We start from the raw sequence: 9,242 nt of genomic DNA on the forward strand, positions 1-9,242 counted from the left end.
GGATCATGCTGCGCTCAGTAGTGATCCTCGAAGCGCTTGGCGAGCTCGTCGATGTTCTCCGGCGGCCAGCCCGGCACTTCCATGCCGAGATGCAGACCCATCTGGGCCAGCACTTCCTTGATCTCGTTCAGCGACTTGCGGCCGAAGTTCGGGGTGCGGAGCATTTCGGCTTCCGACTTCTGCACGAGGTCGCCGATGTAGACGATGTTGTCGTTCTTCAAGCAGTTGGCCGAACGAACCGACAGCTCGAGCTCGTCCACCTTCTTGAGGAAGGCCGGGTTGAAGGCGAGGTCCGGGATGATCTCCTGGGCGACTTCCTTGCGCGGCTCTTCGAAGTTGACGAACACGTTGAGCTGATCCTGCAGGATGCGGGCGGCATAAGCCACCGAGTCATCCGGCGTCAGCGCGCCGTTGGTCTCGATCGTCATGGTCAGCTTGTCGTAGTCGAGGATCTGGCCCTCACGGGTGTTCTCGACCTTGTAGGAGACCTTGCGGACCGGCGAGTACAGGCTGTCGACCGGGATCAGTCCGATCGGCGCGTCCTCGGGACGGTTGCGCTCGGCGGGCACGTAGCCCTTGCCGGTGGCGACCGTGAACTCCATGCGGATCTCGGCGCCCTCGTCGAGCGTGCAGATCTGGAGGTCCGGGTTGAGCACGACCACGTCGCCCACGGTCTGGATGTCGCCGGCGGTGACGACGCCCGGGCCCTGCTTCTTCACGACCATGCGCTTGGGGCCTTCGCCCTGCATCTTGATCGAGATGTCCTTGATGTTGAGCACGATGTCGGTGACGTCTTCACGGACGCCCGCGATCGAGGAGAACTCGTGCAGCACGCCGTCGATGTGCACCGACTGCACCGCCGCGCCCTGGAGCGAGGAGAGCAGGATACGGCGCAGCGCGTTGCCGAGCGTCTGGCCGAAGCCGCGCTCGAGCGGCTCGGCGACGATGGTTGCGAAACGGGTCGAATCGCTGCCGGGCTGGATCTGGAGCTTGTTCGGCCGAATCAGTTCTTGCCAATTTTTCTGGATCGTCACTGTTTCACCCATACAGGCCAGTCAAACTGCTAGTGCAGACACTGGCGTTGGAGAAAGGCCGCGGATCATTCGCGCGGCTTTGCAAAAAGTCATTGCGGGCGACCAATGCGCCCGCAACTTGGTATCAAACGCGCCGACGCTTGCGGGGACGGCAACCGTTGTGCGGGATCGTGGTCACGTCGCGGATCGAGGTGACGGTGAAGCCCGCGGCCTGAAGCGCACGGAGCGCCGACTCGCGGCCCGAACCGGGACCAGCGACTTCGACTTCGAGCGTGCGCATGCCGTGCTCTTGCGCCTTCTTCGACACGTCCTCGGCGGCAACCTGCGCGGCGTACGGGGTCGACTTGCGCGACCCCTTGAAGCCCATCGTGCCGGCGGAGGACCAGGCAATCGTGTTGCCCTGCGCGTCGGTGATGGTGATGGTCGTGTTGTTGAACGACGAGTTCACGTGCGCGACGCCGGAGGCGATGTTCTTGCGCTCACGACGGCGAACGCGGGTGGCTTCCTTGCCCATAGAGTACCTTTCCTGAAGATCTCAAACGCCGCCGTAATGCCAGCGGCTACACCTGTGGAACGAAAGGCGCGTGGCGAACGGGTCTCCCCTTTCGCCACACGCCGCGATTGGATTCGAAAACTTACTTCTTCTTGCCGGCGATGGCCTTGGCCGGACCCTTGCGCGTACGCGCATTGGTGTGGGTACGCTGACCGCGCACCGGCAGGCCACGACGATGACGCAGGCCGCGATAGCAGCCGAGGTCCATCAGACGCTTGATGTTGATGCCGACCTCACGACGCAGGTCGCCCTCGACGAGATAGTCGCGGTCGATCACTTCGCGGATCTGGAGCACTTCGGCATCGCTGAGCTGGTTGACGCGACGATCCTCGGGGATCTTCACCTTCTCCAGGATCTCACCAGCGATCTTCTGGCCGATGCCATGGATGTACTGGAGCGCGATCAGCACGCGCTTGTTGGTCGGAATGTTCACGCCGGCAATACGGGCCACGGCCTTCTCTCCTGTTGCCGATCCCTCGTCAGGAATCAGGCTTTAAGTGCTTGGTTTCTCGGGCAGGTGTTCACAAACGCGAACACGACGCCCACCCCTGGTCTTCCTGGGGCCCGGCATCGTTTGAAACTATCCGACTTGGATGCGGGGCTTATTAGGGGATTCAGGGGGCTTTCGTCAACCGCTGCTAGCGCTTAGCTCGCTTTTTCGTGACCTTTTTTGCGGCCTTTTTGGCACCTTTTTTGACAGCCTTCTTGGCGGTCGTTTTGGCTGCCTTTTTGACCGTTTTCTTGGTCGTTTTCTTGGCCGCCTTCTTGGCGCCCTTTACGGCCTTCTTGGCGGCCTTTTTAGCGGATTTGGCAGCCTTTTTGGCGGTTTTCGCCGGTTTTTTGGCTACCTTGGCCTTCTTGGTACCCTTTTTGGCGGGCCCCGACTTGGCCGCGCTGCGCGCTTGGGCCTTGCCGTGCGTCTTGGGTTCGACCGCCCCGAGGGCCAGGAGCTGGCGATGAATCGCGCGGGTGACCTCGTCGATGGCCATCATGCCGTCGATGGTCGAGAGCTTCCGCCGCTCGGAATAGTAGTGAATCAGCGGTTCCGTCTGGCTGCGGTAGCTGGCGAGTCGCTTGGTCAGGACCTCCGGGGTGTCGTCGACCCGGACCTCCTCCCCGCGCTCCCGCATCTGGGCGACGCGGGTCTCGACGCGGCTCAGGAGTGCGCTCTCGTTGACGCGGAGCTCGACCACGGCGTCGAGCTTGAGATGCTTGTGCTTGAGCAGCTCATCCAGCGCCTCGGCCTGCGGCACGGTGCGCGGGAAGCCGTCGAGGATGAAACCGTTCTTGGCGTCCGGCTGGTCGATGCGGTCGGAGATGATTCCCACCACGATCTCGTCGGGCACGAGGCCGCCGCTGGCCATGATCTCCTTGGCCTTCAGCCCGACCGGCGTTCCCGCCGCAACGGCCGCGCGCAGCATCTCTCCGGTCGAGAGCTGGACGATGCCATAGCGCTGCACCAGCAGTTGCGCCTGGGTCCCCTTGCCCGACCCCGGCGGTCCCAGAAGTATAATTCTCATCGGCGTACGCCCCCCGGATTGGTGAGCGATACGTCGCGCACCTGTGTTTGAAGTCCAATGACAGTGCAAATCATAATCGGCGCCGCACCGCTACCCATATCATAGGGGAGCAAATGCCAGGACGCCAAGAAGGCCTTTGAAATCAGTGATTGCGTCGCAGGGAGAGCAGCTCTGCCGATGTCTTGGAATGGCTGACTGGTCGCCTCGGCGGGCGCCGCGCGTTGCTCGCGCGGCGAATCGGCGGCGCTGTCGCGCCGCCCTCGGGGAACGCCGCGCCTAGCGGCGGCGGCCGCGCAGCTTCGACTTCCGGATCAAGCCCTCATACTGATGCGCCAGCAGATAGCCCTGCACCTGCGCCACCGTGTCCATGGTGACGCTGACGACGATCAGCAGCGAAGTGCCGCCGAAGTAGAACGGCACCGAGGCGTAGGAGATCAGGATTTCCGGGATCAAGCAGACGATCGCCAGATAAACAGCGCCGAGCACGGTGATGCGCGACAGCACGTAGTCGATATATTCCGCGGTGCGCTCGCCCGGACGGATGCCCGGAATGAAGCCACCATGCTTCTTCAGATTGTCCGCGGTCTCGGTCGGGTTGAACACGATCGCGGTGTAGAAGAACGCGAAGAACACGATCAGCGCGAGATACATGATCAGGAACAGCGGACGGCCGTGGCCGAGCTGGGTCGTGATCCACTGGAACCATTCCGGCCCGCTGCCGGCGTTGAAGTTGGCAACCGTGGTCGGCAGCAGCAGCAGCGAGGACGCGAAGATCGGCGGGATCACGCCCGAGGTGTTGAGCTTGAGCGGCAGATGCGAGGACTGGCCCTCGAACATCTTGTTGCCGACCTGGCGCTTCGGATACTGGATCAGCAGCCGGCGCTGGGCGCGCTCCATGAACACGATGAAGGCGATCACGGCGACCGCCATGATGATGACGACCAGGATGAGGCCGGTCGACATCGCGCCCTGACGGCCGAGCTCGAGCATGTTGGCGAGCGCCGCGGGCAGCTCGGCGACGATGCCGGCGAGAATGATCAGCGAGATGCCGTTGCCGATGCCGCGCGAGGTGATCTGCTCACCCAGCCACATCAGGAACATGGTGCCACCGGTCAGCGTGATCGCCGTGGACAGGCGGAAGAACATGCCGGGGTCGCTGACCACGTTGCCGGCGCCTTCGAGGCCCACCGCGATGCCATAGGACTGGAACGCGGCCAGGATCACGGTGAGATAGCGGGTGTACTGGTTCAACAGCTTGCGGCCGGACTCACCTTCCTTCTTCAGCGCCTCGAGCTGCGGCGAGACGGTGGTGAGGAGCTGGATGATGATCGAGGCCGAGATATACGGCATGATGTTCAGCGCGAAGATCGCCATGCGGTGGATACCGCCGCCGGCGAACATGTTGAACATGCCGAGGATGCCGCCCGCCTGGGAGCGGAACACCTGTTCCCAGATGTTGGGATCGATGCCGGGCAGCGGGATATAGGTCCCGAGCCGATAAACGAGCAGCGCACCCAAGGTGAACCAGATGCGCTTCTTCAGTTCGTCAGCCTTGGCAAACGCACCGAAATTGAGATTGGCTGCCAGTTGTTCCGCTGCAGAGGCCATCTTGGACTTTCTCCCGCCGCCTATTGCGCCGTCATGCCCGCGGCCGGGCTACTCTAGCGGACGCCGGACATTATCTGGGGCTCGGCTTCGATAAGTCCACGTCCCACACGCGTAAAGGCCCGCGAGCCGCGGGCCAATGACGCAGTTGTTACGCCGCCTCGCCTTCTTCCTTGGCAGGGGCGAGGATCTTCACCGAGCCGCCGGCCTTCTCGACCGCGGCGATCGCGGTCTTCGTGGCGCCGTGCACTTCGATGTTGAGCTTGGACTTGAGCTCGCCGCGGCCGAGCAGCCGCACGCCGGCCTTGGCGCGGCGCAGCACGCCGCCCTTCACCAGGGCCTCGACGTTCACGACGCTGCCGGCGTCGATCTTCTTGGCATCGACCGCTTCCTGGAGCCGGTCGAGATTGATCTCGGCGAACTCGACGCGGAAGATGTTGTTGAAGCCGCGCTTCGGCAGACGGCGATGCATCGGCATCTGGCCGCCTTCGAAACCCTTGATGCGCACGCCCGAACGCGCGGTCTGGCCCTTGCCACCGCGGCCGGACTGCTTGCCTTTGCCCGAACCAATGCCACGGCCGACGCGCATACGCTTCTTGCGCGAGCCGGCGTTGTCGGCGATATCGCTGAGCTTCATCGCCCTGCTCCTTGTTTCTTGCGCATGATCTTCACCGAAAACGGGTGCCCGCTTTTCGGGATCCTGCGCCTTTGCTTACTTCTCGTCGACGATGCGAACGAGATGGTGAACCTTCTCGATCATGCCACGAACCGCCGGGGTGTCCGGCAGTTCGCTGGTGCGGCCGATCTTGTTGAGCTTGAGTCCGATCAGCGTCGAACGCTGCGAGTGATGGCGGCGGATCGCGCTGCCGGTCTGCTCGAGCTTGATCGTCTTTGCTGCCTTGGCCATGGGAGTCTACTCCGAAAAGCTTCCGTTAGTCGGCAGCCGCCTCGGCGTCACCGCCGATACGGCGGGACTGGAGGGTGGACACCTTGATATTGCGGCGGGCTGCGACCGAACGCGGCGAATCCTGATGCTTCAGCGCGTCGAAGGTTGCGCGAACCATGTTGTAGGGGTTCGACGAGCCGATCGACTTCGCGACCACGTCCTGGATGCCGAGCGTCTCGAACACGGCGCGCATCGGGCCGCCGGCGATGATGCCGGTACCGGCCGGAGCAGCACGCAGGTAGACACGGCCCGCGCCATGACGGCCGGCGATGTCGTGATGCAGCGTACGGCCCTCGCGCAGCGACACGCGGGTCAGGTTGCGCTTGGCGGATTCAGTCGCCTTGCGGATCGCCTCAGGCACTTCGCGCGCCTTGCCGTGACCGAAGCCGGCGCGGCCCTTCTGGTCGCCGATCACGACCAGCGCTGCGAAACCGAAGCGCTTGCCGCCCTTGACGACCTTTGCCACGCGATTGATGTGGACGAGCTTGTCGACGAACTCGCTGTCGCGCTCCTCCCGGCGTTCACGTCCGCCGCCGCCGCGTTGATCGCGTCCACCACGTTGTTCGCGTTCTGCCATTTTTCCAATCCTTCAGAGGCTTGCGCCTCAATCCTCAAATTCTGTTAGAAGCTCAGCCCGCTCTCACGCGCAGCGTCGGCCAGTGCCTTGACGCGCCCGTGGTAGAGGTAGCTGCCGCGATCGAACACGACTTCCTTGACGCCCTTCTCGGCGGCGCGCTCGGCCAGCAGCTTGCCGACCGCCTTCGCCGCATCGATGTCGGCGCCGGTCTTGCCGCCGTCGCGCATCGACTTCTCGAGCGACGAGGCAGAGGCCAGCGTCTCGCCCTTCAGGTCGTCGATGACCTGGGCGTAGATGTGCTTGGACGAGCGAAACACCGACAGACGCGGACGACCGCCACCGGAGCGGCGCAGCTTCAGCCGCACACTCCGCTTGCGCCGGGCATTGGTAACCTTGGCTTTGGACATGACCGGCTCCGTTACTTCTTCTTGCCTTCCTTGCGGAAGATGAATTCGCCAACATACTTCACGCCCTTGCCCTTGTAGGGCTCCGGCGGACGATAGGAGCGAATCTCGGCGGCGACCTGGCCGACACGCTGGATGTCGCTGCCGGTCACCGTGATCTCAGTCGGCTTCGGCACGGTGATCGTGATCCCTTCCGGGATCGCGTAGACCACGTCGTGGCTGTAACCGAGCGCGAGCTGCAGGTTCTTGCCCTGCATCGCGGCGCGGTAACCGACGCCGGTGATTTCGAGCTTCTTCTCAAAGCCCTTGGTGACGCCTTCGACCAGATTCGCGACCTGGGCGCGAGCGGTACCGTACAGCGCCCGCGCGCGGTTGGTCTCGACCCGCGGGTTCACCTTGACCTGGCCGTTCTCGAGCTTCACCTCGACGTCGTTATGGACGACGAACTGAAGCTGGCCCTTGGGCCCCTTCATCTTGACGGTCTGCCCGTCGACGGTCGCGGTCACACCCGACGGAACCGCCACAGGCCTTTTGCCAACACGTGACATGGATCAACAATCCTTCTCAGAACACCGTGAAGAGAACTTCGCCGCCCACATTCGCTTCGCGCGCGCTGTGGTCGGCCATGATCCCCTTCGGCGTCGACAACACCGAAATGCCGAGCCCGTTGTTGACCCGCGGCAGAGCCTTCACCGAGGCGTAAACACGACGCCCGGGCTTGGAGACTCGTTCGATCTCGCGGATGACGGGCTCGCCGTCGAAATACTTCAGCTCGATCTCGATCTCGCTGCGGCCCGAGGAATGCTCGAGCGTGGCGTAACCGCGGATGTAGCCTTCGGTCTTGAGGACCTCGAGCACGTTCTCGCGCATCTTCGAGCCAGGCGTGGAGACCTTGCTCTTGGAGCGCATCTGCGCGTTGCGGATACGGGTGATCAGATCGCTGATTGGATCGTGCGTAGACATCTAAACGACCCTCCTTACCAGCTGGACTTCACGAGGCCCGGGACCATGCCCTTGGAGCCAAGGTCGCGCATCGCGATGCGAGACAGTTTGGTCTTGCGGTAGTTCGAGCGCGAACGGCCCGACAGCTCGCAACGCAGACGGATGCGGGTCGCCGACGAGTTGCGCGGCATTTCCGCAAGCTTCAGGGTGGCGGCGAACCGCTCCTCCATCGGCAGCGTCTTGTCGGCGATGATCGCCTTCAACCGCTCGCGCTTCGGGGCGGCGTTCTTCGCCATCCGCTTGCGCCGGTTGTTCTTCTCGACTGAACTCTTCTTTGCCATGCTTGGCTCCTGGGTATCCGCGTTTGAGAGGCTTTAGGTCAGCGTCTCACTGCCGGAACGGGAAATTGAAAGCGGTCAACAAGGCCCTCGCCTCGTCGTCGGTCTTGGCCGTGGTGCAGACGGTGATGTCCATACCGCGGGCTTCCGTGACCTTGTCGAAGTCGATCTCGGGGAAAATGATGTGTTCCTTGAGGCCGAGCGAGTAGTTGCCGCGGCCGTCGAAGCTCTTCGGGTTCAGGCCGCGGAAGTCGCGGACGCGCGGCAGCGCGACCGTCACCAGGCGATCGATGAACTCGTACATGCGGGCCTTGCGCAGCGTGACCTTGCAGCCGATCGGCTGGTTCTCACGCAGCTTGAAGGTCGCGATCGCGATACGCGAATAGGTCACGATCGCCTTCTGGCCGGCGATCAGCGTCAATTCAGCGGCGGCGTTCTCGGCCTTCTTACGGTCGTTGACGGAGTCGCCAACGCCCATGTTCAGCACGACCTTGTCCAGACGCGGAACCTGCATGACGTTCTCATAACCGAACTTCTCGGTCATTTCCGTCCGGATCTTCGCGTCATATTCCGCGCGCAGGCGCGGCGTGTAAGCGACCTCAGCCATCGATCTCAGCTCCCGAGCTCTTGGCGATGCGGACCTTCTTGCCGTCCGCCAGAATCTTGAATCCGACGCGGGTCGGCTTTCCATCCTTGCCGACGAACGCGATGTTGGACAGTTGGATCGGCGACTCCTTCGAGATGATGCCGCCCTCCTGGGCCTGCGTCTGCTTCTGATGACGCTTGACCATGTTGATACCGCGCACCAGCGCCGTGCCGGCGTCCGGGCGAACCTCGAATACTTCGCCGGTGCGACCCTTGTCGCGACCGGTCAGCACGACGACCTTGTCGCCCTTGCGGATCTTCGCAGCCATCACAGCACCTCCGGCGCGAGCGAGATGATCTTCATGTGGTTCTTCGCGCGCAGCTCGCGCGGCACGGGCCCGAAGATACGGGTGCCGACCGGCTCGGACTGGTTGTTGATCAGAACGGCGGCGTTGCGGTCGAAGCGGATGACCGAACCGTCGGCGCGGCGGATGTCCTTGCGGACGCGCACCACGACGGCCTTCATCACGTCGCCCTTCTTCACCTTGCCACGCGGAATCGCTTCCTTGATCGAGACGACGATGATGTCGCCGATCGTGGCGTAGCGGCGCTTGGAGCCTCCGAGCACCTTGATACACATGACACGGCGTGCGCCAGAATTGTCGGCCACGTCGAGGTTGGTCTGCATCTGAATCATTGATGCACCTCGTCCTCTTCTCTCTTGCGCCAGCCCAGCCG

15 protein-coding genes are annotated in these 9,242 nt (G+C 63.2%); all 15 read right to left on the bottom strand.

Annotated features, from left to right (window positions below):
• Positions 1-14: 14 nt before the first annotated feature.
• Complete coding sequence (locus ABIB99_RS35110; protein ID WP_038942308.1) at positions 15-1,046, bottom strand: DNA-directed RNA polymerase subunit alpha; 1,032 nt, start codon at positions 1,044-1,046, stop codon at positions 15-17.
• Positions 1,047-1,158: 112 nt separating this feature from the next.
• The gene (gene rpsK, locus ABIB99_RS35115; protein ID WP_007603045.1) at positions 1,159-1,548 is read right to left on the bottom strand and encodes a 30S ribosomal protein S11; all 390 of its coding nucleotides are present in this window, start codon (positions 1,546-1,548) and stop codon (positions 1,159-1,161) included.
• A gap of 121 nt (positions 1,549-1,669) precedes the next feature.
• The gene (gene rpsM / locus ABIB99_RS35120) at positions 1,670-2,038 is read right to left on the bottom strand and encodes a 30S ribosomal protein S13 (RefSeq protein WP_014494511.1); all 369 of its coding nucleotides are present in this window, start codon (positions 2,036-2,038) and stop codon (positions 1,670-1,672) included.
• Positions 2,039-2,225: 187 nt separating this feature from the next.
• Complete coding sequence (locus tag ABIB99_RS35125) at positions 2,226-3,107, bottom strand: adenylate kinase (protein WP_354180075.1); 882 nt, start codon at positions 3,105-3,107, stop codon at positions 2,226-2,228.
• A gap of 276 nt (positions 3,108-3,383) precedes the next feature.
• The gene (gene secY, locus ABIB99_RS35130; protein ID WP_071912844.1) at positions 3,384-4,715 is read right to left on the bottom strand and encodes a preprotein translocase subunit SecY; all 1,332 of its coding nucleotides are present in this window, start codon (positions 4,713-4,715) and stop codon (positions 3,384-3,386) included.
• A 148-nt stretch (positions 4,716-4,863) separates the two neighbouring features.
• Positions 4,864-5,349: a 50S ribosomal protein L15 gene (gene rplO, locus ABIB99_RS35135; RefSeq protein WP_014494508.1), complete on the bottom strand. Its 486-nt coding sequence runs from the start codon at positions 5,347-5,349 to the stop codon at positions 4,864-4,866.
• 75 nt (positions 5,350-5,424) lie between these two features.
• Positions 5,425-5,619, bottom strand: a complete 195-nt coding sequence (gene rpmD, locus ABIB99_RS35140; protein WP_011088137.1) for a 50S ribosomal protein L30 — start codon at positions 5,617-5,619, stop codon at positions 5,425-5,427.
• A 25-nt stretch (positions 5,620-5,644) separates the two neighbouring features.
• Positions 5,645-6,235 (bottom strand): 30S ribosomal protein S5, encoded by a 591-nt coding sequence (rpsE, locus tag ABIB99_RS35145; RefSeq protein ID WP_354180079.1) that lies wholly within the window; start codon positions 6,233-6,235, stop codon positions 5,645-5,647.
• 44 nt (positions 6,236-6,279) lie between these two features.
• Positions 6,280-6,642 carry a 50S ribosomal protein L18 gene (rplR, locus tag ABIB99_RS35150; RefSeq protein WP_007603036.1) on the bottom strand — a complete coding sequence of 121 codons (363 nt, stop codon included), beginning with the start codon at positions 6,640-6,642 and terminating at the stop codon, positions 6,280-6,282.
• Positions 6,643-6,653: 11 nt separating this feature from the next.
• Complete coding sequence (rplF, locus tag ABIB99_RS35155; RefSeq protein ID WP_063982587.1) at positions 6,654-7,187, bottom strand: 50S ribosomal protein L6; 534 nt, start codon at positions 7,185-7,187, stop codon at positions 6,654-6,656.
• A 16-nt stretch (positions 7,188-7,203) separates the two neighbouring features.
• Positions 7,204-7,602, bottom strand: coding sequence for a 30S ribosomal protein S8 (gene rpsH, locus ABIB99_RS35160; RefSeq protein WP_008136338.1), 399 nt, complete (start codon positions 7,600-7,602; stop codon positions 7,204-7,206).
• 14 nt (positions 7,603-7,616) lie between these two features.
• Positions 7,617-7,922 (bottom strand): 30S ribosomal protein S14, encoded by a 306-nt coding sequence (gene rpsN / locus ABIB99_RS35165; protein WP_063982585.1) that lies wholly within the window; start codon positions 7,920-7,922, stop codon positions 7,617-7,619.
• A gap of 46 nt (positions 7,923-7,968) precedes the next feature.
• Complete coding sequence (rplE, locus tag ABIB99_RS35170) at positions 7,969-8,526, bottom strand: 50S ribosomal protein L5 (protein ID WP_063982584.1); 558 nt, start codon at positions 8,524-8,526, stop codon at positions 7,969-7,971.
• On the bottom strand, positions 8,519-8,833 hold the full coding sequence (gene rplX, locus ABIB99_RS35175) for a 50S ribosomal protein L24 (RefSeq protein WP_063982583.1): 315 nt from the start codon (positions 8,831-8,833) through the stop codon (positions 8,519-8,521). The genes rplE and rplX overlap by 8 nt, the downstream gene beginning before the upstream one ends.
• Positions 8,833-9,201: a 50S ribosomal protein L14 gene (gene rplN / locus ABIB99_RS35180; protein ID WP_007603030.1), complete on the bottom strand. Its 369-nt coding sequence runs from the start codon at positions 9,199-9,201 to the stop codon at positions 8,833-8,835. The genes rplX and rplN overlap by 1 nt, the downstream gene beginning before the upstream one ends.
• Positions 9,202-9,242: the final 41 nt, after the last annotated feature.

The organism is Bradyrhizobium sp. LA6.1, assembly GCF_040547805.1.
Lineage (GTDB): Bacteria > Pseudomonadota > Alphaproteobacteria > Rhizobiales > Xanthobacteraceae > Bradyrhizobium > Bradyrhizobium barranii.

Bases quoted from the DNA above. Each gene is read 5' to 3' on its own strand.
- rplF (WP_063982587.1), bottom strand. From the start codon at position 7,187: ATGTCACGTGTTGGCAAAAGGCCTGTGGCGGTTCCGTCGGGTGTGACC.
- rpsE (WP_354180079.1), bottom strand. From the start codon at position 6,235: ATGGCAGAACGCGAACAACGTGGTGGACGCGATCAACGCGGCGGCGGC.
- ABIB99_RS35110 (WP_038942308.1), bottom strand. From the start codon at position 1,046: ATGGGTGAAACAGTGACGATCCAGAAAAATTGGCAAGAACTGATTCGG.
- rplN (WP_007603030.1), bottom strand. From the start codon at position 9,201: ATGATTCAGATGCAGACCAACCTCGACGTGGCCGACAATTCTGGCGCA.
- rplE (WP_063982584.1), bottom strand. From the start codon at position 8,526: ATGGCTGAGGTCGCTTACACGCCGCGCCTGCGCGCGGAATATGACGCG.
- rplO (WP_014494508.1), bottom strand. From the start codon at position 5,349: ATGAAGCTCAGCGATATCGCCGACAACGCCGGCTCGCGCAAGAAGCGT.
- rpmD (WP_011088137.1), bottom strand. From the start codon at position 5,619: ATGGCCAAGGCAGCAAAGACGATCAAGCTCGAGCAGACCGGCAGCGCG.
- rplR (WP_007603036.1), bottom strand. From the start codon at position 6,642: ATGTCCAAAGCCAAGGTTACCAATGCCCGGCGCAAGCGGAGTGTGCGG.
- rpsN (WP_063982585.1), bottom strand. From the start codon at position 7,922: ATGGCAAAGAAGAGTTCAGTCGAGAAGAACAACCGGCGCAAGCGGATG.
- rpsK (WP_007603045.1), bottom strand. From the start codon at position 1,548: ATGGGCAAGGAAGCCACCCGCGTTCGCCGTCGTGAGCGCAAGAACATC.
- ABIB99_RS35125 (WP_354180075.1), bottom strand. From the start codon at position 3,107: ATGAGAATTATACTTCTGGGACCGCCGGGGTCGGGCAAGGGGACCCAG.
- rplX (WP_063982583.1), bottom strand. From the start codon at position 8,833: ATGGCTGCGAAGATCCGCAAGGGCGACAAGGTCGTCGTGCTGACCGGT.
- rpsH (WP_008136338.1), bottom strand. From the start codon at position 7,602: ATGTCTACGCACGATCCAATCAGCGATCTGATCACCCGTATCCGCAAC.
- secY (WP_071912844.1), bottom strand. From the start codon at position 4,715: ATGGCCTCTGCAGCGGAACAACTGGCAGCCAATCTCAATTTCGGTGCG.